General features: G+C 56.1%; 20 protein-coding genes. 2 read left to right on the top strand and 18 right to left on the bottom strand.

The window, feature by feature from the left end; genetic code table 11:
* Positions 1–5: 5 nt before the first annotated feature.
* From ACR0KS_RS13300 to ACR0KS_RS13285, 4 genes are all read right to left on the bottom strand, one after another.
* Entirely contained in the window at positions 6–761 is a 756-nt protein-coding gene (locus ACR0KS_RS13300) for an ABC transporter ATP-binding protein (RefSeq protein WP_170485616.1), read from the bottom strand.
* A gap of 12 nt (positions 762–773) precedes the next feature.
* Positions 774–1979, bottom strand: coding sequence for a branched-chain amino acid ABC transporter permease (locus ACR0KS_RS13295; protein ID WP_170385262.1), 1206 nt, complete (start codon positions 1977–1979; stop codon positions 774–776).
* Positions 1980–1982: 3 nt separating this feature from the next.
* The gene (locus ACR0KS_RS13290) at positions 1983–3014 is read right to left on the bottom strand and encodes a branched-chain amino acid ABC transporter permease (protein ID WP_170385259.1); all 1032 of its coding nucleotides are present in this window, start codon (positions 3012–3014) and stop codon (positions 1983–1985) included.
* Between the two features lie 106 nt (positions 3015–3120).
* Entirely contained in the window at positions 3121–4467 is a 1347-nt protein-coding gene (locus ACR0KS_RS13285; protein ID WP_170385256.1) for a substrate-binding protein, read from the bottom strand.
* Between the two features lie 672 nt (positions 4468–5139).
* On the opposite strand from ACR0KS_RS13285, the gene ACR0KS_RS13280 reads away from it, so the two are divergent.
* Complete coding sequence (locus tag ACR0KS_RS13280; protein ID WP_170566344.1) at positions 5140–5985, top strand: helix-turn-helix domain-containing protein; 846 nt, start codon at positions 5140–5142, stop codon at positions 5983–5985.
* Positions 5985–6476 (top strand): prepilin peptidase, encoded by a 492-nt coding sequence (locus ACR0KS_RS13275; protein WP_170566341.1) that lies wholly within the window; start codon positions 5985–5987, stop codon positions 6474–6476. The genes ACR0KS_RS13280 and ACR0KS_RS13275 overlap by 1 nt, the downstream gene beginning before the upstream one ends.
* Positions 6477–6479: 3 nt before the next feature.
* Here the strand turns inward: ACR0KS_RS13275 and ACR0KS_RS13270 are convergent, their stop codons facing one another.
* From ACR0KS_RS13270 to urtA, 14 genes are all read right to left on the bottom strand, one after another.
* A complete protein-coding gene (locus ACR0KS_RS13270; RefSeq protein WP_170566338.1) occupies positions 6480–7463 on the bottom strand; it encodes a type II secretion system F family protein in 984 nt (327 codons plus the stop codon).
* Between the two features lie 12 nt (positions 7464–7475).
* The gene (locus ACR0KS_RS13265; RefSeq protein WP_170566335.1) at positions 7476–8504 is read right to left on the bottom strand and encodes a type II secretion system F family protein; all 1029 of its coding nucleotides are present in this window, start codon (positions 8502–8504) and stop codon (positions 7476–7478) included.
* Positions 8505–8515: 11 nt separating this feature from the next.
* Complete coding sequence (locus ACR0KS_RS13260) at positions 8516–9913, bottom strand: TadA family conjugal transfer-associated ATPase (RefSeq protein WP_170566333.1); 1398 nt, start codon at positions 9911–9913, stop codon at positions 8516–8518.
* Positions 9914–9961: 48 nt separating this feature from the next.
* Positions 9962–11164, bottom strand: a complete 1203-nt coding sequence (locus ACR0KS_RS13255; RefSeq protein WP_170485610.1) for an AAA family ATPase — start codon at positions 11162–11164, stop codon at positions 9962–9964.
* Positions 11165–11175: 11 nt separating this feature from the next.
* Positions 11176–11841 carry a TadE family protein gene (locus tag ACR0KS_RS13250; protein ID WP_170566331.1) on the bottom strand — a complete coding sequence of 222 codons (666 nt, stop codon included), beginning with the start codon at positions 11839–11841 and terminating at the stop codon, positions 11176–11178.
* Positions 11838–12329, bottom strand: coding sequence for a TadE family protein (locus ACR0KS_RS13245; protein ID WP_170566328.1), 492 nt, complete (start codon positions 12327–12329; stop codon positions 11838–11840). The genes ACR0KS_RS13250 and ACR0KS_RS13245 overlap by 4 nt, the downstream gene beginning before the upstream one ends.
* Positions 12326–13864: a Tad domain-containing protein gene (locus tag ACR0KS_RS13240; protein WP_170566325.1), complete on the bottom strand. Its 1539-nt coding sequence runs from the start codon at positions 13862–13864 to the stop codon at positions 12326–12328. Before ACR0KS_RS13240 ends, ACR0KS_RS13245 begins: the two co-directional genes overlap by 4 nt.
* Positions 13865–13891: 27 nt before the next feature.
* Positions 13892–14743 carry a Flp pilus assembly protein CpaB gene (gene cpaB / locus ACR0KS_RS13235; RefSeq protein WP_170566322.1) on the bottom strand — a complete coding sequence of 284 codons (852 nt, stop codon included), beginning with the start codon at positions 14741–14743 and terminating at the stop codon, positions 13892–13894.
* A 256-nt stretch (positions 14744–14999) separates the two neighbouring features.
* The gene (locus ACR0KS_RS13230) at positions 15000–15200 is read right to left on the bottom strand and encodes a Flp family type IVb pilin (RefSeq protein WP_170566319.1); all 201 of its coding nucleotides are present in this window, start codon (positions 15198–15200) and stop codon (positions 15000–15002) included.
* 284 nt (positions 15201–15484) lie between these two features.
* Positions 15485–16180 carry an urea ABC transporter ATP-binding subunit UrtE gene (urtE, locus tag ACR0KS_RS13225; RefSeq protein ID WP_170566316.1) on the bottom strand — a complete coding sequence of 232 codons (696 nt, stop codon included), beginning with the start codon at positions 16178–16180 and terminating at the stop codon, positions 15485–15487.
* 3 nt (positions 16181–16183) lie between these two features.
* Positions 16184–16924 (bottom strand): urea ABC transporter ATP-binding protein UrtD, encoded by a 741-nt coding sequence (gene urtD / locus ACR0KS_RS13220; RefSeq protein ID WP_170485604.1) that lies wholly within the window; start codon positions 16922–16924, stop codon positions 16184–16186.
* Entirely contained in the window at positions 16921–18150 is a 1230-nt protein-coding gene (gene urtC, locus ACR0KS_RS13215) for an urea ABC transporter permease subunit UrtC (RefSeq protein ID WP_170566313.1), read from the bottom strand. The genes urtD and urtC overlap by 4 nt, the downstream gene beginning before the upstream one ends.
* Before the next feature lie 3 nt (positions 18151–18153).
* On the bottom strand, positions 18154–20106 hold the full coding sequence (gene urtB / locus ACR0KS_RS13210; RefSeq protein ID WP_170566310.1) for an urea ABC transporter permease subunit UrtB: 1953 nt from the start codon (positions 20104–20106) through the stop codon (positions 18154–18156).
* A gap of 60 nt (positions 20107–20166) precedes the next feature.
* A complete protein-coding gene (gene urtA, locus ACR0KS_RS13205) occupies positions 20167–21447 on the bottom strand; it encodes an urea ABC transporter substrate-binding protein (protein ID WP_170416731.1) in 1281 nt (426 codons plus the stop codon).
* Positions 21448–21844 lie beyond the last annotated feature (397 nt).

Below are 21844 nucleotides of genomic sequence, written 5' to 3'. Positions count from 1 at the left end.
TTTCCTTACGCTGCCTCGCCCAGATAGGCTTCGCGGACCTTCGGGTTGCCGCGGATGTTTTCCGGAGTGTCCTCGACCAGAGGTGTGCCCTGCGCCAGAACGGTGATCCGTTCGGCCAGACTGAACACCACATGCATGTCGTGTTCGATGATGGCGATGGTGATGTCGCGCTCATCCTTGATCTGTTTCAGCAGGTCGATCGTGTTGTTGGTATCGGCCCGCGCCATACCCGCCGTGGGTTCATCCAGCAGCAACAGGCGCGGGTTCTGGCTGAGGCACATACCGATCTCAAGCCGTCGTTTATCCCCGCGCGACAAGGATGCAGCGTGCATCTCGCGCTTGTCGGCCATGTTCATCTCGACCAGCATCGCCTCAGCCTGTTCGACGACCTCTTTTTCATTGGCAATCGTCTCGTAAGCGTGCATCCGAAACGCACCATCCCGCATGGCGAAGATCGGGATCAGCATGTTTTCCATCACCGTCAGTTCGCCGAAAATCTCGGGCGTCTGGAACACGCGGCTGATGCCCATCTGGTTGATCTGGTACGGCTCAAGCCCCAGGACCGAGTTGTTGTCGAACAGAACCGATCCGGTATCCGGCATCAGTTTGCCCACCAGACAGTTCAGCAGCGTCGATTTACCCGCACCGTTCGGCCCGATGATCGCGTGCACCGAGTTTTCCTCGACGCTCAGGTTCACATCCGTCAGCGCCTTGAGGCCACCAAAGCGTTTACTGACGTCTTTGACTCGCAGAATTGCCATGATCGCCCTCCTTTATTCCGCTGGTTCGGTTTTGCCCGACGGCGCGTCGTCGGTGCCTGATTTCTTGCGCTTGAACCAATTCAGCAAGCGCTGCCCACCTTCAACAAGGCCACCCGGCAGATAGATGACGACAAGCATGAACAGGATACCCAGCGTCAGATGCCAGCCTTTGCCGATGAACGGGTGGATCAGGAACACAACGGCGTCTTCCAGGCCGTCGGGCAAAAAGGCGAACCAGCTATGCAGGACATTGTCGTTGATCTTCGAGAAGATGTTCTCGAAATACTTGATGAAGCCCGCGCCCAGAACCGGACCGATCAATGTACCAGTGCCGCCGAGAATGGTCATCAGCACCACCTCGCCCGAGGCGGTCCACTGCATCCGTTCAGCCCCGGCCAACGGGTCCATCGCGGCCATCAGGCCACCGGCCAGTCCCGCATACATACCCGAGATCACAAAGGCCGCCAGCGTGTATGGCTTGGAGTTCAGACCGGTATAGTTCATCCGCTGCTGGTTCGATTTCACCGCCCGCAGCATCATGCCAAAGGGCGAACGGAAGATGCGGATGGCCAGATAGAACACGACCATCATGATCACAGCGCACAGATAGTAACCCGCGTTGAAATCGAAGCTCCACGCGCCCACGTCCATCGTGTAGGTCGCACGCATCGGCAACCCGAACAGGTGTGGAAGGTCGGGCGCATTGGCCCCCTGAAGGATTTGCGGATCATCCGCATAGACCTGCAGACCCGTTTCCCCGTTGGTCAGGTTAAACTTGGGGTTCGACAGCACCGAATAGGCCAGCGCAAAGCTCATCTGTGCAAAGGCCAGCGTCAGGATCGAGAAGTAGATGCCAGACCGCCGCAGACTGACAAAGCCGATCAGCAGCGAGAACAGCGCGGCGACGACAACGCTCAGCGCGATGGCGGGGATGACGTTATAGCTGAGCAGTTTGAACATCCACACGGCCGAATACGATCCCACGCCCAGAAAGGCCGCGTGGCCAAAGGACAGGTATCCGGTCAGGCCGAACAGGATGTTGAACCCAATGGCAAAGATGCCGAAGATCACAAAGCGCTGCATCAAGTCCGGGTAGCCCGCGTTGAACTGCGCCATGGCGCTGCCCTCGGGGAACGGGTTCAGGATGAAGGGGGCCAGCAAGGTCAGGATCGCAACGATGATCAGCAGGCTGGTGTCTTTTTTGTTCAGTCCCAACATTGATTATTCCTCCATCACGCCTTTGCGCCCCATCAGACCGCGCGGCCGCGTCAGCAGCACGATGATGGCGACAAGGTAGATGATGATCTGGTTGATGCCCGGTATCGTGGTCGTGGCCCAGGTGGTCGAAGCAAAGCTTTCAAGGATACCCAGCAGGAACCCGGCAAGCACCGCACCAGGCAGCGATCCCATGCCGCCCACAACAACCACAACAAAGCTCAGGACCAGAAAATCCATACCCATGTGGTAATTCGGCGGATTGAGCGGCCCGTACATCACCCCGGCCAGCCCAGCGACCGCTGCGGCGATACCGAACATGATGGTAAAGCGCCGGTCGATATTGATACCCAGCAGACCCACGGTTTCGCGGTCCGCCATTCCTGCCCGCACGACCATACCAAAGGTGGTGAACTGCAAGAACGAGAACACGGCGCCGATGATGGCAACGGCAAAACCGAAATACACCAGTCGCCAGATCGGATAGATGATCGCGTTCGGGTCAAAGCCGATCATGGTCCCCAGATCGACCGAACCGCTCAGCGCGTCAGGCGGCGGGGTCTGGATCGGGTTTGCACCGAAGAAATACTTGACGATCTCTTGCAGAACGATGGCGAGACCAAAGGTCACCAGGATCTGATCCGCGTGCGGGCGCTTGTAGAAATGTTTGATCAAGCCGCGTTCCATCACGTATCCGACAAACAGCATGATCGGAATGGCAAACAGGATCGCCAGAGGAACAGACCAATCGATGATGCTCGCTCCGACCTCGGGTCCGAACCAAGCCTCGACATAGGGCGTTTCAACTTTCAGCGGGTTGCCCAGAAAGTCCGTCTGGGTTTCGTCAACGGTTTCAAAGCTCAGATTCATGAGCTTTTGCAAGGTCACGGCGCAGAACGCGCCGATCATGAACAGCGCCCCGTGCGCAAAGTTCACAACCCCCAGCGTTCCGAAAATCAGCGTCAGCCCCAACGCGATAAGCGCATAGGCCGACCCTTTGTCCAGACCGTTCAGAATTTGCAATAGGATGGCGTCCATTGGCCCCACCTCGAGATTGGTCAGCTTGGATTGAGTGATTCAGCAGGCCGTCGAGCCTGCCAAAAGCGTCTGGCCGCCGTCAGGCAGCCAGACCTTTACCTCAGGTTTATGCGCCCGGGTTGCACTGACCCAGCTCGCCACCAGCGAACATTGGGTGCTCGGGATCGTATTCAACCTGCGCACGTGGCGTGATCTCAACGATTTCCAGCGTGTCATACTCGTTGGTCGGGTTCTCGTTGCCCCGCACAACCAGAACATCCTTGAAGCACTGGTGGTCAGCACCGCGATACCAGGTCGGACCGTTCCCCAATCCGTCGAACTCGAAATCTTCCAGAGCTTCGACAACACCACAGGGGTTGAAAGTTCCCGCACGCTCACAGGCATCCGCATAAAGCAGTGTCTGCGCATAACAGGTCTGGGCCGAGTTGGACGGCGGTTTGCCATACTTCTCGCCAAAGGACTTCACAAAGGCTTTGGTGCCTTCATCCTGTAGCTGCCAGTTCCAGTTCATCGACCCCAGCACGCCTTTAATGTTCTCGCCCGCACCAGCGGCCATCAGCTCGGAATAGAGCGGCACGACGATCTTGAAGTCCTTGCCGTTGGCCACCTTGTCAAGAAGGCCGAACTGAATCGCGTTGGTCAGCGAGTTCACCATGTTGCCGCCATAGTGGTTCAGAACCAGCACGTCCGCGCCCGAGTTCAGAACCGGAGCGATGTAAGACGAGAAGTCTGTCGACGCGAGTGGTGTTTTGACCGTGTTGACCGTTTCCCATCCCAAGGCTTCGGTCGAGGCGACGATCGACTCTTCCTGGGTCCAGCCCCAGTTATAGTCTGCCGTCAGGTGATAGGCGCGGCGTTCGTTGCCCATCTCGGCCGCCAGCACCGGTGCAAGGGCTGCACCCGACATATAGGCGTTGAAGAAGTGGCGGAAGCCGTTGGCCTTCTTGTCCTTGCCGGTGGTGTCATTGGCATGGGTCAGGCCAGCCATGAAGATCACGCCTGCTTCTTGGCAGAGACCCTGAACCGCAACAGCCACGCCCGAGGACGAGCCGCCATTGATCATGATCGCGCCGTCTTTTTCGATCATCGACTTGGCCGATGCGCGTGCGGCATCAGATTTGGTCTGGGTGTCGCCCGTGACGAACTCGACCTTCTTACCAAGGATGCCGTTCCCCTGCAGAGCCTTGGACGAGAACGTGTTCAGGCAGCCTCCGTCGCCTTCGCCATTCAGATGCTCGACCGCCAGCTGTTGCGCCAGCAGTTCGTCATTGCCTTCTTCAGCGTAAGGACCCGTCTGAGGGACGTTGAACCCCAAAGTGACAGAGGACCCTGTCGGTTCGTTGGTGTAGGCAGCAGCCGACGAAGCCGTAAAGATCGTTGGCAGGGCCAGACCGGTTCCCGCGACGGCACCGGACTTCAGCACGCCGCGGCGTGTGACAGATTTATTAGTCATTAATTCCTCCCATTTCCCGTTTTCCGCCCTCTGGCTCCTCTTCCATCGGACGAAATCGCATTTCTGCGTAAGGCAAGTATGGAGGCGCTTCTGAAAAATTCACAACAACCCATTAATTTTGCAGGAATCTTGTGTAAACAAATCCACAGAGCGCTGAAAAATCTGTAATCATCTACTCATCAGATACCGGTTAGCCGTTATTTTTGTTGTGATAATTAGTAAATTCCATGGGTCGCTGCACCGAGCAGAACAAATATTTTCCCACAAGCCTTCAACCAATTTGGCCCAAAGGAACCAGAGCGTAGTGCAAAATTGGAATTTCCAGACCAAGCCCGCCGCTTGTTTTCATGCAAGCCCCACGCTCAAATCTGAGGGTCAAGCCGGACCTGAAAACCGAAAAATCGCAGCAGACAGTGACGGAAAAGGTATTTTCCAGGCGCATCCGCAGACCCCGATTAGGATACAGTGCCGCGCCCACGGGGGCATTGTCACCGCCAAGGCGACTAATTAGTCACAGCTTCCATCAGATGCCCTCGAATTTAGTGGAAATTAATTTTGGGTTAATTTTTTGATGATAATTCTAGAAGGCCGAGTAGAATCGGTAGAAGTGAAAAGACATTATAATTCATAAGCCTGTAGTTTTTTTTGTAACAAGTAACGGAACGGTGTGACATGGATGGGGGGAAAGCTCATAGCGGGGTGTGGCTGCCAAACGCACTTCACGCAAGAGCCATCATCAATTTCATTCACTGGAGCCAGGGCGGTCTGGTATTGGACGCCGCGCTGAAAGGTATTGTTGAAGCCTTCGGCGCTGAATGTGGCGTAATCAGTCGGCTGTGGCTTAACAAAGGCGCACATCGTGTGGCCGCCAGGGCAGATACGCACGACCCCACGGTCAGCCGTCCGCTGTTCCTGTCTTTTGCGAATGATGCGCTGGGTTCTTTCCGCAATATGCCCAAGCGCGCTTCTGTTTTCAGCCTGCAAGATGACGGAGAAGACCCCAGCAACTTGTCAGCCGTCCTGGTCGACTGGGTATCTCACCGAAAGGTAAGAGACATCCTGTTTGTCTGCCTGGACCATCAAGGCGGTGAAATCGACTTCCTTGAGCTGCATTTCGCGCAAAACCCGGAACCTGGGTTCAAGGAAGCTATTGAACAAATCGCTCCGCAGCTATCGGAAACGTACCAAAGCCGTCGACCGGGTTTGGTCACCGAAGCATTGTCTCGTCAAACGGTGTCCACAATCCGGAAAAGCGCTACGGACACTCCGATCCTCAGCACCGGAAACCCGGCTGGATTGACGCGCGCGGAATGGCGTGTTTGCACGCTGGTCTCTCGCGGCATTTCTCCTCAGGGGATCGGCGAAGAGCTTGGAATTGGCCCGGCAACCGTTAGAACGCATTTGAAGCATATCTACTCGAAAACTGGTTTGGATAATTTTCACATGCTGGCACGCCGCTTGGTATCGGTTGAGGAACGCGAAGCACTGCACGGAAAGCAGCATCAGGCAAGGGCTTGATGCCTGAACACGACTGGCAGAATTGGCTTGCTCTTTGGTTGTTTGCGCCACTTTTCGTAGCTATGGCGTGGACGGACTTTACCCAACTCCGGATTCCGAACTCGTACTGTATCGCCGGCATTGTCGTATTTGTTGCAGCAGCACCATTTCTGGAATGGAATGATCTGCTTATTCGCCTTTTGATCGGTGGGGCATGCTTTGTTATTTGCCTAACCCTTTTCGCCATCAATTGGCTGGGTGGCGGCGACGCCAAAATGCTGCCCGTTGTATACCTGACCATCCCGCCAAGCGTCGTGTCTTATTACCTTTTGCTGTTTGCGGCTGCGATGGCCGTTGGGCTGGTTGCGATGTCTCTGTTTAGGCGTTTTGCCAGCAGCGCTTCGCCGCGCTTCAAGTCCACCGCCCAGTCACGCGAGTTTCCAATGGGCATCGCAATCGGATCTTCGGGTTTGGTTCTGGTCGCGCTGTCTATACTGCAGATGACACGCTGACGATCAGCCACCAAATGCTTCTGCATAGCGAATGAAGACGGGCGCCAGGATGAGGCCGGCGATGGCGGGCAGCATCAGGAAGGCCATTACCGCAGACATTTTAACCGGCAGCTTGTTCGCCATCTCCTGCGCACGCAGTTCACGAAGCTCGCGCATCTCTTCTGCATAAGTGTTGAGAGCAGAGGCAAGAGGCACCCCGAACCGGGTCGACTGCAGCACGACGCTGACGAATGAACTCATCTCCTCGATGCCTGTACGACGGGCCATGCGCATCAAGGCGGTGTCCCGATCTCGTCCAGCTTGGATCTCGCTCAAGGCAATCAGGATTTCCTCGGACATTTCCGGGGAAACCAGCTGCATTTCTACAGCGACTTTCAGCAATGCCTGATCAAAGCCCATTCCTGCTTCAACGCCGATTTGAAGAAGGTCCAGCATATTGGGGAACGCATTTTCCATAAGGCGTTTGCGCTCTTTGATGCGCGCTTCCATCCAATAATGCGGGGCAAAGAAGCCGATCCCACATAGGATGGCCACATTCCGCATGATTTCCAACATGTTCAGGCTGGACATGTATTCGCCGACGGAGAAGCCAATGCTGTTCGCAGGCTGCCAGTTCAGCAGAAGAATGAACAACAGCGGCAAAGATGTCGCCAGCAATAGACGAAGCATATAGTATCCGGCGATCGCGTTTTTTCCGCGAAAGCCCGATTTCGCCAAGACCTGGCCAACTTCAAAACGCACGCTGGCGTCACTTGGAATAAGGGCAGCGCTCAGTCCGGTGGGCTCATCTCCTTCGACCTTGTCCGGGACGGCCCTTGAAAGATTCTGACGCTGTCGTGTCGGCATCATGCGTTCGGCGGCCGTAGACCGCTCGCTCAGCGATGACGAAATCCCCAGAAAGGCAATAATTGCACCAACTAGAACCAAGGCGAGGATCAGAGCTTGAGTTACCCATCCGCCGTCGAGAAGTGAATTGAAATACTCCATCGCAAATACCCCTTATATCCGGAAATTCACGAGCTTAAACATCACGATAGCGTTCAGGACGACCGCAACCGCAATGACGCTCATAACCGGCCAAAACGCCGGAGCATCCATGACATCGCCGTAGTAAGACGGCGTAAGGATTGTCATGAAAACGGCGATTGCGACAGGAATGGCCGACAGAATATAGGCGGTCATACGGCCTTCGGCTGAGATCGCCTTGATTTTGCGCCGCAAGGACATGCGCGCTCGGATCACCCGCGCGAGAGTTCTAAGAATACCCGCAAGATCACCACCTGAACCGTGCTGCATCATCAATGCGACGGCCAAATACCGAACATCTTCTTCGTCGATACGGTCGGCCATGCTTTTCATGGCCGTCGTAAGCTCTTCACCAAAAGCGACCTGGTCAACAACCAATCCAAATTCAGTTCCAATCGGATCCGGCATCTCCTCTGCGACGCTTTGCAGAGTCGCATTGAGAGGATGTCCCACCTTGAGCCCGCGCGACATGAGATCCAGAGCATCGGGAAGTTGCTTGATCAAGGCTGCCTTGCGCTGTTGAAGCGTGGCCCCCAAGGCCATCAAAGGCCCAATCAGAAACACAAATGCGGAAATCGGGATCACATGAAGCGGATTGGCAACCATGGACCCGCCAATCGCACAGATCAGGAATGCCGTACCGCAACCAATCAAGAACATCTCGGGAACCATATTCAGACCCGAAGCCTTCAGCGCGGCAGGCAAGTCGCCCACGAAAGGGAACTTTCGCAGAAACGGCCTGGCTTCTTGAGGCTTGAGAAGGCTCAGGACATCTTCGCCCGTTTTGCCTTCCTGCAGCATCTGAATTCGGCGGTTGATTGCCTCATCCCGGTTCTCACCGCGCCTGAGGAATTGTCGAATTCCTTCAAAGGCAATCAGGGCGCCGATAAAGATCGCCAAAGCCAGAACAAATCGAACGTCAAACCCGGCCACTTCCATCTCTGGGCCCATGACGGCGTTAAGATTTAGGTTCTCAAAGAAAGACCGAATTTGCTCGAACATGTCTGATCTCCTCAGTTGAACTTGACAGAGGACAGGTCGATCCCGGCGGCAGCCAAGGCATCACTGGATTTCGGACGAATACCAGTAGCCATAAAGCGCCCCAGAACCTTGCCATTTTCATCTTTGCCTTCGCGTTTAAAGACAAAAATGTCCTGCATGGTGACAATATCGCCTTCCATACCGGTTACTTCGGCAATGGAAGTCACACGACGTGTCCCGTCGGACAAACGATTCAGCTGCAGCACGAAATTGATGGCCGAAGCGATGGTCGCCCGGATCGCCGAGTGTGGAAGCTCCATTCCGCCCATCTGAACCATCTGCTCAACACGCGACAATGCATCCCGTGGGCTGTTGGCGTGTACCGTGGTCATCGAACCGTCGTGACCCGTGTTCATCGCCTGCAACATATCAAAGGCTTCTGAACCGCGAACCTCGCCAACGATGATGCGGTCGGGTCGCATCCGCAGCGCATTTCGGACAAGGTCACGCTGTGCAACTGCGCCGGTTCCGTCCAGACCCGCGGGGCGTGTTTCCATGCGCAGCACATGTTCCTGCTGCAACTGCAATTCAGCGGCATCTTCGATGGTTACAATCCGCTCTCTGCCCCCAATATACGACGACAGGGCGTTCAGCATGGTGGTTTTACCGGAACCCGTACCGCCAGAAATCAAGACATTCATCTTTGCTTCGACCAGTCCCCGCAACAGGGTCGCCGCGCTATCGTTCAGAGCTTCGTTCTGAACCAAGCGCTGCATTGTCAGGGGAACGCGCGCAAATTTACGAATGGACAAGGCTGGGCCGTCCAGCGCACAGGGGCGAATAATCGCGTTCACGCGGCTACCATCTTCGAGACGCGCGTCCACCCAAGGCTGGCGTTCATCGATACGGCGACCTATGCGGCTGACAATCTTGTCGATAATTCTCAGCAAGTGGCGCTCGTCGCGGAAACGGGCAGAGGTTTTTTCAAGAATACCTCCACGTTCAACAAAAATCTGCTGGTGTCCATTGACCAGAATGTCGTTGATCGTCGGATCGGCCAGCAGGGGCTCCAGAGGCCCAAGCCCCAGCACCTCGTGCATCAACTCCTCAACCAACAGCTTGACTTCTTCGCTGCGCATGGCGCGGCCTTCGGCGCGCAAAAGCTCGGTCGCGTGCCTGCCGATTTCACCGCGGAGTGTATCCTCCTCGACCTTGTCGATTACTGCCAGGTTCAGCTTATCCAGCAAAGAGTTGTGCATCCGCGCCTTCAGATCAATTCGATCCAGTTCCAACGCCTGTTGACTTGCCTTTTTCTCGGCATCAAATGCAGCAATATCCGACACGTTGTCGGAAACCTGCTTCGTGTCCAAAGGCACAACCTTGGCTGCGCCAGCGGACGTGCGACCTGTTCTGTCAAATTCACGAAACATATTCCAACCCTTACTACTTGTTAATTCACGTCTTTTTCTGATGAACGATCACTTGCCCACACGAGGAGGCATAGAGATACGGGTTTCATCGGCCAGCTTCTTGATCGCCCGCGTCGCAGGTGCCCTGTTTGAAACGTCCTGCAGAGGAATGCCGCGATCAACGGATTCACGCACGGTACGGTCATCCTTTGGCACCCAATAGGCGAAGTCCTGTTCCAGCAGTTTCGCAGCAGCGCGATGATGCGCAGCGGGGAACAGCGGCTTTTTCTCAAGGCTGGCGACCAGTTGGATATCAATGGCCGGGTTTTCAGCCTGATAGAAATCCATCAGTTTGCGTGCTGAACGCACCGAGGGAACTGCTACATCCGTCACAAGGTACAGTCTGTCGGCCTGGGCCAACACCGGAGTAATCCATTCCACAAGCGCACGCGGCAGGTCGACAACGACATAGTCATGGGTACGTTTCAGGCTATCAAGGATCGCGGAAATCTGCTCCTCCTTGATGGCAGACAGCGGGCCATAGCGCGAAGGCGCGGCCAATACGTCCACGCCGCAGGGCGCTTTTGTCATGGCTTGCTCAAGAAATGCGGAATCGGGGATGCTTTCTTCCATCGCCATCCGCCACATCGCGTCGCTTTCTTCCACATCCATCAAGGCCGCAATGGAGCCGAACTGGAAATCGAGGTCCACAACCGCAACTTCGTTCGCGGCCTTTTTCTTGAAGAAACCTTCCTTGCACTGCAACTCGTTGGCCATGTTTGCGGCAACGAGCGAAGACCCGACCCCACCCCGGGACTTCGCTACGGCAATAACTTTGCCGAGAGTCGCCTGACCGCCCCAAACGGCAGGCAACTGCGCCTGGCGGCGAGCCCGGATTGCGTCTACCTGCGGGACGATCTCTTCGTTGATCGCCTTTCGGGGCAGCACGTCATCCACGCCCAGCTTCTTGAGCTGCCGGGCCTTTTCAAGCGGCAGATCCTCGGGAGCCAGTGCGATAATGATTGCGTTCGGCATACGCGCGTCGCAAATCGATTGCGCCGTGTCGAGCATATTGTCGGACGTTTCGTCGACATCAAAAAGGACCACGTCATGCAGCGCAGTAAGTGAGATTGCCGACCCGTTTACGCCTTCCACCGTATCCTTTCGGCCAGTGAACTCGCAGTTGTCCTGATCAGCCAGCGATCCTTCGATAGCCGAATAGATCTGTTCATCAGGCGAAATCAGCAATACGGAAATCTGCTTAGAACTCATTATCTTTCTCCTCACTCTACCACCCCGTCACCTACAGCAAGGTCCTCGGCAGGGACCGAAGTGCTCATGGCGGGAAGGGAAATGCTGTTTGGGGTATTGGACGTGACCGCAGGATTGCGTGCTGCAAATGCAGCCAGTCCCGCCAGTGGCATTACAAAATCAAAATCAACGTCGATAAGGTCCGCCGTGACAACTGGCGTGTAGGGGCCGCCCAGGAAACCAAGCCGCCAATCATGCGAATAGGTAAACTGAACATTGGCAGGGGACGATCCCGGCGGCAGCAAAGGCCCAATCTCATCCCAGATGCGGGCGCCATACGGCGTTGACGTATCCAAGGTGCACGGCTCTGGCAGATTCCCTGTTTTGCTTTCGTCAACACAAATACCACCTGAACCACCCGTTCTGCACAAAGTCCCAAATCTAGGGTTGGTGGTCACACCACCTGCCAGTTCATGTTCCGGGGGAAGAATTCCGCACAAAGGTGGGCCAACGGTCGCAAGTCTGGCGGCCGTGTGCATAGCCTTCTGCGCGGCGGTCGTTGACCAGAACAGGCGACCATAGTCCACCACACCGAAAATCAGAAGTAAAAACAGCGGGATAACGATGGCCAACTCGACCAGAGCCGATCCACGTTCCTGACGCCAAAATCTGCGGGAGATTTGTGCAAACCGTTTCATACGCCATACACCCTGCTTTGATCCGAGATTTCTGCGGTCAACGACGTTAGTGAGTCACCAAACCAGCCAAATATTCCGCCAAAAAGATAGTCGATTTCGATCTCTGCTGTGACCTCAACAATAGATGCCGGGCTTACGCGGTACGTTCCCGTCCGGGGGATGCAAGTCGGAGTGACATCAACAATTGTCGCGCCTGCGGGCATGATTGACGAACCGCCCAATTGGTTGGTCACGATAGTTGTCGCCAAAGTGTCGTAATTGGCGACGGTCCCCGCACTGCACAAATCCACGGGCGCAATACGTGCAATCATTCGTGACGCATCCCGAACACCCGCCGCCGTCGCCTGATGAATCCAGGTGATGCGCCCCCCTTCGATGATCACTGCGAGAAACAGGAGTATCAGAGGAAGGACCATGGCGAATTCAACCATCGGTGCACCAGCGTCACAACGCTTGAGCCGCGTGATATGTGCAATCAGACGTCTCACCGGTACAACCTCACGACATCGCGGAAGATACCTTCTTCGGTACTTGTGCCAGATCCACCAACTTGCTCGATAACCTCAACGTAGATGTCAAAATCACTGCCAGAGGATTCCTCAAGCGGCTGGATCAGGAACACTTTCACAAATTCCTGGACCGGGACGTTCTCTGCACGACCTGCCACTGGATTGTCGTCGCAATTGATCGCGGCTGCGACAAAGGTTCTGCGGTCGGGATCGGAACTTGGTTGCGTGGCACATTGCGCTCGACCAGTCTCACTCCGATTTTCAAGGATGTTTGTCACATTCTTAAATTTGTCGATCTCATCAAGGTACATTTGATAGCGAGTCGTTCCTGCCGGCATCGTAACAAGGCCACTTTCAATCGCCGGATGCTGTTCCAGGGGATTGTTTTCGGGATCAAGACCCGTGCCATAGTTCAAGGCAAGGTAGTCGCTTTTGCCGTCACCCCAGTAACCATCCCCAAACCGACCAGCGCCATTTGGAACCAACGTGGCACAGGTATTTTCTGCAAAACAATCATCGGGCGGGAAGGGCATCGTATCGGGTGACAGCGTCGGGTTATTGCCAAGGCAGCTACCGCCTGTATTTTCCCAGCCGGAAATCACTTGGGGTCCAGGTGCATAAGCAGCATCATTTTTGAAGCTCTTCATCGTCGCATTGAACATGTCAAAGCGCGAATTGTAGATGGCGCTGCCGATCCCGTTTCTTTGACCTGGCTCGGTGTCGACACCTCGTTGAGCAACGCATTTGGTCAAGTTGCCGTTTGCCGCAATCAAGCAGATATAGAGTTTGGAGCCGGTCAACTCTTTACCGGAACTGTCCACACAAGGACCGTTCGGGTTGATTCCAATATCTTCTGGGTCAAGGAACCCGAAATTCCCCGGCCCCCACGCAGAACTATTCCCTCCGGTGCGAAGCTTGATTGTGGACCCTTTATTCGCATTGGATGTCCATCCACGCGGAATACAGAACATCAGCGGCGTCACATCGCAGGCATAAGACGTGTAACCCGCGATGGCCTGTGCGCTGATCTGTTCGTTTGGAGCGGCAGCCCCAACCAGGGTCGCCAAAGCTCGGGCGAATGGCAGGAAAACTGTTCTGGGCGTGGCTGTCACCTCGACCATTACGGCCAGAGTGGGATCCGTTGTAACAAAACTATCGACAGAGTCATCATCTTCGGGATCATCGTCCGGTTTCGGCAGACCAGTCAGAAAACGCAGTGAGAAGTCCGCAGCCGAGTCCAGGGTCTGATCACCCTCGGCAAAGAACTGTTTGTCTACGATCATCGCCCCGGCAGCATTTGTGGCACGAGTGATTGCGTCCGCGTTTCCGTCCAACTCTCCAGCGGCGGCCAATGCGACGTGATCGGCATAAGCCTGTAGGTCGGTTTGGGTCGAGGCCATGCGGCCCAAGTCAAAGGTTAGCGCGGCAAACCCGACGATCATGGCTAAGCACAAGGCGACAAAGATCAGGATCGTACCGTCTTCTTCTTTCTTGAACTTGCTTAGCGAGAACATCGTTAACCCTCCTTAACTCGGTGCGCTTTAGTTCACGGCGCTGGACGTATCTGTAACCGGCACTTCTTCTTCACGTGTATTGTCGGCCACCGGCACTTCCTGAACATCGGAAATTCCACGGCGCACTTTGACGATCGGCTGAGGCGTTCCATCATCAACCGGCGATTTTTCCAGCAGGATGTCGCTTAGGCGGACGGCTTCCAGCGGTTCATCGTCAAGTTCATCGAGCGACCGCAGAGACAGGCTCAGCTGACCGGCTTTTTGAGCAAGGGCCAGTCGCTGGCTCTCGTCGGGTGTCACTTCGACAGTCACAGTACGAGCGACCCCTGGCTGATCCAATTCTTCATCGTTTTTCTGGTCGACCCCGATGACACGGATATTCTGCAGGATGGTCAGAGCACGCAGCTCAGCGTCTCTGCCCCGCGTCAAAACGATGTCGACAAAGTCACCCGGCGTCACAAACCCGCCAACGCCTGTCTGGGCGTTAACGCTGATCGCCATTGCACGATTACCTTCACCAAGCGTCTGAACAATCGTTACTTTTTCACCGAATTCCGAAACCTTTGAGATCAAAAGGATTTCCCCTTGAGCCAAGGCGCGTTTGGCACGGCGCGGCTCTCCGCCGACCGGTGGAACTACGTCCTCAAAGTTGGTGAATACCCCTGACGGCACGGAGTCAGCAGGCCAATCAATCGTGGTCAGCTTGTGTCCCTCAATCGGGTTGCCGAACGGAATATCCTCTGCAACAGCAACGACGCGCACGATAGCGCTTTCCGCTTCCTGAGCTTGGTTTCTCTCAAGCTGGTCCTTTGCCCAGAACACCGCGCCACCTGCTAAGGCGACACCGAAGACTGTCATCATAAAAGACTTAACGCGCATTTTGCCCTCCAATTTCCGAAGTTAGCTTTGGCTGTCAGGTTTGGGCGATCTTCAATCAAACTGAGCAAATCAGCATTCACACTGACGCAATTTTGGGTCGAATGTTCCAACTCACCCAACAGATGCTCCGGGAGAGTTGAATTTTTTGGTCTTTCCACTTGGAAGACGGGATCAACTGAATGACCTTCCGACGAACGAACTCGAGCGCGCTGCCAACTGACAAGAATAAGCCGCGCCCGAGTGGTAAACCTATGGTTTACGGCGTTGGGGTCGCTGAACGTGCAGTGATAGCACCATCTGCTTCTACGAAGTTAGAGCTGGTGCTTTGTGCAACGGTGATCAGAACGCCGCCACCGGCAACGATCGCGACCAGCAGGGCGATACCATATTCCACCAGGGTCGCACCGCGCTCGTCTTTGCGCAGCTTCAGAAAGAACTTGCGAATAGTATTCGACATAATTTTTACTCCAGACTGTTTTACCAAGTGCGAAATTCGCACACACACGAGGCAGACATCCCCGTTAATAAAATCGTTACCAATTGTTTGACGCCCAAACCTCCCCTCAAACAAAAAGGAATTCCCGCATAACGGGAATTTTTGTTCGTTTTGGGCAGATTTGTGTCCAAAACCCGGTCGTCAGAGGGCGAGTCGGGATGTGATTCTTAAGAAATCTTTAACGTCAGACGGGAAAACCGCCCCGTTTCCACGAGGCGGTTCTAAAATTTGCCTGAAAGCGCGTTCTATACAGTGACGCCCTGCAGAACCTGATCGCGTGAAAGTTCCTGCCTGCTTCCCTTCATCAGTATTTCGCCACGCCTTAGCACGACGAAACGGTCTGCAAGATCGTAGGCAAAGTCGAAATACTGCTCGACAAGCACAATCGCCATTTCACTCTTGGAGCGAAGGTGGCGTATGACCTCTCCGATTTGCTGGATGATGTTGGGCTGGATGCCCTCTGTCGGCTCGTCCAGTAACAAGAGCTTGGGCTTGGTGATCAGGGCACGCGCGATCGCCAGTTGTTGCTGCTGGCCGCCAGACAAGTCACCGCCACGCCGGTTCTGCATCTGTTTGAGCACTGGAAACAGCTCAAATATCTCGTCAGGGACGTAGTGCTCGCTGGTCGGAAGGCAGGCAAATCCCGTTTCGAGATTCTCACGCACGGTCAGCAGGGGGAAGATCTCGCGACCTTGAGGAACATAGGCCACGCCTTTCCAAGCCATCCGATGTGCCGGAAGGATACCAAGGTTTTCCCCATTCAACTCCATCTGACCGCCCGAACGTGGATGCGTGCCCGAGATCGCCTTGATCAGACTTGTTTTGCCGACACCGTTGGTGCCCATCACGCAGGTCACTTCGCCCTGTGCCGCCTCCATCGAAATGCCGTAGAGAATTTGCGAATGACCATAGTGAAGGGTCAGATCGTTCAGTTTCAGCATCGTTCAGCGTCCCAGATAGACGTCGATGACGTCCTGATTAGATGTCACGTGGTCCAGAGACCCCTCGGCCAGAACCGAGCCCTCATGCAGAACCGTCACCTTACAGTTCAGGCGGCGGACGAACTCCATGTCGTGCTCAACGACTACCACGGCGCGGGTTTTCGCGGCCTGCACCAGCAGGTCGGTCGTGTGCTCTCGTTCCTGCGGGGTCATTCCTGCCGCGGGTTCATCCACAAGCAGCAGTCGCGGCTCTTGCGCCAGCAGCATACCGATCTCGAGCCATTGCTTCTGACCGTGGCTGAGCTCACCCGACTTGCGGCTCAACTCATCCTTCAGCCCAATCTCGGCGGCCAGTTCCTCGACCTTCCCAAGATCCTGTGCCGAGGGTCGGTAAAACAGAACACCTAGCCAGCCGCGCTTGTTCTTCAGCGCCATCAGCAGGTTTTCCTGCACGGTCTGATCCTCGAACACGGTGGGTTTCTGGAATTTTCGCCCAATTCCGGCCTGCGCGATTTTGGCCTCGCTCATGCGCAGCAGAGATATGGATTTTTCGCCCCAGATCACACGGCCTTCATCGGGCCGGGTCTTGCCGGTGACAATATCCATGAAGGTCGTCTTGCCAGCGCCATTTGGCCCGATCACGGCACGCAGCTCTGCGTTGCCGATCTGGAAAGACAGATTGTTGATTGCGCGAAACCCGTCGAACGTGACCGAGACTCCGCTGACCTCTAACAGGGTGCTCATTCGATGGCCTCCTTCTCGCGCAGGGCTCCGTCATCAGGGCCAAGGCTGGCTCCGTGTCGGTCCGGGTGCTTTCGATTGGACCACAGGTCAAACAGTCCGCCGATACCCTGCGGGGCAAACAACGTGACCAGCACGAAAGAGACACCCAGCAGCACCTGCCACCAATCGACCCACTTGATCGTATAGAACCCCAGCGGAATATCCGGTGCCTGACCACCGGTGAACCACGTGCTGAGCAGACTGACGAACGCCGCGCCGATGACGGCACCGTAAAGGCGCCCGCGCCCGCCGATGGCGACCCAGACAGCCAGATAGATCGAGGCGATGGGCGCCATCTCCTCGGGGTTGATGATGCCTGCCTGCGGATAGTACAGCGCGCCCGCAATGGCCGCCACACAGCCGGTCAGCGTGAATACTGCCAGCTTGTAAACCTCGACCGAATACCCAAGGAACCGAACGCGCGCCTCGTTGTCGCGGATGCCGCGAATGACCGACCCGAACTTGCCTGACACGACCCAGGCGGCCAGCATGTATCCCAGCCCCAGCGCAAGCGCCGAAGCCCAAAGGAACCAGACCGACACCACGTCCTGCGAGGCGGTGACGCCCGGCAGGTTCTGCAACCCGGACAGGCCGTTATTGCCCCGCAATCCGCTGTCGTTCTGGAACAGGTAAAGCGCCAGCGCCAGTGTCATCGCTTGTGTCAGAATGGACAGGTAAACGCCTGTCACCCGGCTGCGGAAAGCAAGCCAACCGAAGATTAGCGCCAGAAAGCCCGGCACCAGCACGACCAGCGCCAGTTGCAGCACCAAGCTGTCTGAAAAGGCCCAGATCAGAGGGAAGTCCGACGACCCAACGACGCCGAAGATTTGCGTACCGATCGCATCCACGACCTCGGCCGAAGTTGGCGGGATGTCGGCTTGGGACAGCGACTCGACCACGATCAGGCGGGTGCGCTCATACATCAGCCACATGCCGATCATGTAACCGCCCAGCCCGAAAAACGCGAAATGGCCAAGCGACAGGATGCCGGTAAAGCCCCAGACCAGATCCATAGCCACAGCGATCAGGCAAAGGCACAAGGTCTTGCCCAAAGTCTTGACGAAGCTGGTCGAGATCACGCCAATCCCAAACCCTTCGGACAAGATGGTCACGCCAAGGGTGAACAGGGACAGGATGGCCAGAAAGACAAGCACGGACGGATTCTTGGCGACAAAACTTCGTTCCATGACTCAGTCCCCCGCTGCGCGGCCTTTGAGAGCGATGATGCCTCTGGGCCGGAATTGAATGAAGATGATGATGAACACGATCATGTAGGTCTGCGCTGCAAGGGTGTTCGAGGGGTTCATCCACTCGATCCCTTTTTGCAGGAAGCCGATCATGCCTGCGCCCGCCAGCGCGCCCCAGATGTTGCCGACGCCGCCGACTACCACGGTCATGAAGCTCTGAACGATGTAGTCGCTACCCAGGTCGGACGTGACTTTGGCAAAGAGACCAATGGCCACGCCTGCGATCCCGGCAATGCCCGAACCAAGACCAAACGTCAGCATGTTTACCCGACCGGGGTTGATCCCCATCGACCCCGCCATGCGCGGGTTTTGTGTCACAGCGCGCATCTCAAGCCCCAGGCGCGTGCGCTTCATGATGTAGAGGAACAGCCCAAGAAAGATCATCGCCAGCACGAAAATCGCGATGCGGATATAGCTGATCGAAACGACATCGTTCAGCACCCACGCCCCGTCCAGCCAACCCGGAGCAGTCAGCGGGCGCGCCTGTGTGCCAAAGATGTTCTTGGCCAATTGCTGCAGCGCGATCGAGATACCGAAAGTCGCCAGCAGTGTTTCCAACGGGCGCGAATAAAGCCAACGGATCACCAGCCGCTCCATCGCGACGCCCATGGCGAAGGTAACAGCAAAGGCCATGGGAATGGCCACAATGATTGACAGGGTATGATCCGGGATGAATTGCTGCACGACATAGCCTGTGTAGGCGCCCATCATGATGAACTCGCCGTGTGCCATGTTGATCACGCCCATCACACCAAAGGTGATGGCCAGCCCGATAGCCGCCAGAAAGTAAATCGAAGCCAGAGAGATCGCGTCAAGCGTCAGGTCGAGTGTCTGGTTCAGGCCGACCTTCACTTCGATCTGTTCCAAGGCGGCTTCGGCGGCGGCGGTCACCTCTGGCACCGGCTCGGCATAGGTTTCATAGAACACATGCGATCCAAGCGCTGCGTCGATGTCGGCTTGGGTGGCAAGCGCCGGCACGGTTCCGGCCTCGGCCAGCGCTGCATATGCCTGCGCGCGTGCCGCTTCCGTGTTTAGCTGGGCAACCGGGATACCGCCAACGCGCCCGCCATCTATGTTGGCCGTCAGCGCGGCCCGAATGTCATCGGGCGAAACGCGCGCCGAGGCAAGGCCGGCGGCAATCAGAAGGTCATATGCCTCATCCTGCGAAAGCTCATCCGAGCCCGACTCAAGAATTGCAGCAATATTGACGTCCGATGGCAGGTCCACAGCCGCCTGTCGTCTGGTCACGACAAGAGGGTTCAGCGCAGCGCGTACATCCACACCCAGATCGTCGGACATTTCCTCGATCGCGGCCAAACGAGCCGCAGTGTCCGTGTCGTACCCAATCGTCAGCAGTCGCTCGAGTCGTTGTTTCCGCGCCTTCAGGTCCGCGTCGGGTTCATCATCGATCGAAGCCCGCAAAGGTTCCAGCAACGCACCCTCGGGGTCGCGCTGAATGGATTCCAAGGCGGCCAGACGCCTGGTACGGCTTGGGTCGGTCAGTTGAAATTGCACCAGCGCCGTGCCGATCATCGCCCGCACGCCGCTGTTGGGTTTCAGTTGCTTCAGGTCCGATTTTTCAAATGTACCGACGACCTCGCCGGTATCCAGATCGGTCAGCGTGTACGACCGGCCCTCGGCCTTCTCGCCTGCAAAAAACAGCCCATCGGATTTGCGCATCCACATGTTTTTGGCAGCCCAAGTCTCAAGCATGGTTTGCGCTTGTGGTAATCCACTAGACGCAATGGCGTCAATCGCAGGCCCGATGGTCTTGCGCGAACTCTTTGCGATAGTTTCCTGATGCTCTTGCAGGATCGGCTGCAGACCGACCTCTTGCGCGTTGGCCGTCATGCAGGCGCACAGGAATGCAAGGCCCGCAAGGAAAAGTCGTAACATGTAGTGAAACCCGAATGTCTTGGGGCAAGGCGGGTGATCATACCCGCCTTGCAGGATCGTTTAGTAGTTCGACAGAGTCTGAACGCAGGTCTTGGTTTCGGTGTTGTACATACCGCAGTCCAGTTCCTTCCAATCCGATTTCAGCACTGCCGATTCCGGCAGGAAGTCGGTCCAGGCGTCGCCCGGCACAACGTCGGTTTCGCTGATGATGTCGAACTGACCGTCTTCCTGAATCTCACCGATCAGTACCGGCTTGGCCAGGTGGTGGTTCGGCAGCATAACCGCGGTACCGCCGGTCAGGTTCGGGAATTCCTGCCCGTACATGGCCGAACGCACAGCGTCAACTTCGGTCGAGCCAGCAGCGGTCGCGGCGTTAACCCACATGTTGAAACCGATATAGTGAGCTTCCATCGGGTCATTGGTCACGCGCTCATCACCCATGGTGGCTTTCCATGTCTCAACGAATTCCGCGTTGGCTTCGGTGTCCGCTGACTGGAAATAGTTCCAAGCTGCCAGGTGACCGACCAGGTTTGCGGTATCCAGACCGGACAGTTCTTCCTCACCAACCGAGAACGCCACAACCGGAATGTCATCGGCCGAAACGCCAGCCGCTGCCAGTTCCTTGTAGAAGCCAATGTTCGCGTCGCCGTTGATGGTCGAGATCACACCGACTTTCTTACCATCCGCGCCCAGCGCGACGACGTCAGCCACGATCTTGGACCAGTCAGAGTGACCGAACGGTGTGTAGTTAACGAAGATGTCCTCGTCCGCGATGCCCTTCTGCTTCAGATAGCTTTCCAGAATGTTGTTCGTGGTGCGGGGATACACATAGTCGGTGCCCAGCAGCGCGAACTTCTCGACGCCCAGCTCGTCCAGGAAGTAGTCGGTCGCAGGGATCGCCTGCTGGTTCGGCGCGGCGCCGGTGTAGAAGACGTTCTTCGAGGATTCCTCACCTTCATACTGAACCGGGTAGAACAGCAGGCCGTTCAGTTCTTCGATCACCGGCAGAACCGACTTGCGGCTTACAGATGTCCAGTTGCCAAAGATCACGTCCACCTCATGCACGGTCAGCAGCTCGCGCGCTTTTTCCGCGAACAGCGGCCAGTCGGATGCGGGGTCGACCACAACGGCCTCAAGCTGCTTGCCCAGCAGACCGCCCTTGGCGTTTTGCTGGTCGATCAGCATCAGCATGGTGTCTTTCAGGGTGGTTTCCGAAATTGCCATTGTGCCCGACAGCGAGTGCAGCACGCCCACCTTGATGGTGTCTTCAGCCGACAGCGCAGCGGTTGCCATGGCTGCGAATACCGCCGAACCGGCGAGTGTGGATTTGAGAGATTTCATGTAATCCTCCTGGCGGGTTCCGGGCGAGAGGGCTTGCGCATAGGCGCGGTCTTCTTCTACCTGATCCCCGCAACTATTGTTGCGTTCCGTGTGGCGGTTGTGTCCGAGGTCCAATTCGCGCAGCCGTCACACACCCCCGGGTCATCTCCACGGCGGGCACCCATACGGATTCTGTATTGCCGACGTTTTAGCAAATAGTTGTCAGACCAATTTCCCACATCGGCGGTTTCTGCTTAATTTTTGATCGCAACTTTCAGAGCGTGCCTAAAATTTAATCTCACACTAGGGAAAACCGTCGAAAAACGGCGTCGCGGAATAGAGTTCCGACGCGAGAACGGTGAAACAAGCGGCATAACTTCTTGTTTCGCAGGTGCGCCATTACTCATCATGCCTCCAT

It is taken from the genome of Ruegeria sp. BC7, assembly GCF_056539165.1.
This window is presented reverse-complemented; position numbering and strand designations above follow the sequence as displayed.

Excerpts from the sequence above, each read along its gene's own strand:
- ACR0KS_RS13300 (WP_170485616.1), bottom strand. The coding sequence starts at position 761 with ATGGCAATTCTGCGAGTCAAAGACGTCAGTAAACGCTTTGGTGGCCTC.
- ACR0KS_RS13295 (WP_170385262.1), bottom strand. The coding sequence starts at position 1,979 with ATGTTGGGACTGAACAAAAAAGACACCAGCCTGCTGATCATCGTTGCG.
- ACR0KS_RS13290 (WP_170385259.1), bottom strand. The coding sequence starts at position 3,014 with ATGGACGCCATCCTATTGCAAATTCTGAACGGTCTGGACAAAGGGTCG.
- ACR0KS_RS13285 (WP_170385256.1), bottom strand. The coding sequence starts at position 4,467 with ATGACTAATAAATCTGTCACACGCCGCGGCGTGCTGAAGTCCGGTGCC.
- ACR0KS_RS13280 (WP_170566344.1), top strand. The coding sequence starts at position 5,140 with ATGGATGGGGGGAAAGCTCATAGCGGGGTGTGGCTGCCAAACGCACTT.
- ACR0KS_RS13275 (WP_170566341.1), top strand. The coding sequence starts at position 5,985 with ATGCCTGAACACGACTGGCAGAATTGGCTTGCTCTTTGGTTGTTTGCG.
- ACR0KS_RS13270 (WP_170566338.1), bottom strand. The coding sequence starts at position 7,463 with ATGGAGTATTTCAATTCACTTCTCGACGGCGGATGGGTAACTCAAGCT.
- ACR0KS_RS13265 (WP_170566335.1), bottom strand. The coding sequence starts at position 8,504 with ATGTTCGAGCAAATTCGGTCTTTCTTTGAGAACCTAAATCTTAACGCC.
- ACR0KS_RS13260 (WP_170566333.1), bottom strand. The coding sequence starts at position 9,913 with ATGTTTCGTGAATTTGACAGAACAGGTCGCACGTCCGCTGGCGCAGCC.
- ACR0KS_RS13255 (WP_170485610.1), bottom strand. The coding sequence starts at position 11,164 with ATGAGTTCTAAGCAGATTTCCGTATTGCTGATTTCGCCTGATGAACAG.
- ACR0KS_RS13250 (WP_170566331.1), bottom strand. The coding sequence starts at position 11,841 with ATGAAACGGTTTGCACAAATCTCCCGCAGATTTTGGCGTCAGGAACGT.
- ACR0KS_RS13240 (WP_170566325.1), bottom strand. The coding sequence starts at position 13,864 with ATGTTCTCGCTAAGCAAGTTCAAGAAAGAAGAAGACGGTACGATCCTG.
- cpaB (WP_170566322.1), bottom strand. The coding sequence starts at position 14,743 with ATGCGCGTTAAGTCTTTTATGATGACAGTCTTCGGTGTCGCCTTAGCA.
- ACR0KS_RS13230 (WP_170566319.1), bottom strand. The coding sequence starts at position 15,200 with ATGTCGAATACTATTCGCAAGTTCTTTCTGAAGCTGCGCAAAGACGAG.
- urtE (WP_170566316.1), bottom strand. The coding sequence starts at position 16,180 with ATGCTGAAACTGAACGATCTGACCCTTCACTATGGTCATTCGCAAATT.
- urtD (WP_170485604.1), bottom strand. The coding sequence starts at position 16,924 with ATGAGCACCCTGTTAGAGGTCAGCGGAGTCTCGGTCACGTTCGACGGG.
- urtC (WP_170566313.1), bottom strand. The coding sequence starts at position 18,150 with ATGGAACGAAGTTTTGTCGCCAAGAATCCGTCCGTGCTTGTCTTTCTG.
- urtB (WP_170566310.1), bottom strand. The coding sequence starts at position 20,106 with ATGTTACGACTTTTCCTTGCGGGCCTTGCATTCCTGTGCGCCTGCATG.
- urtA (WP_170416731.1), bottom strand. The coding sequence starts at position 21,447 with ATGAAATCTCTCAAATCCACACTCGCCGGTTCGGCGGTATTCGCAGCC.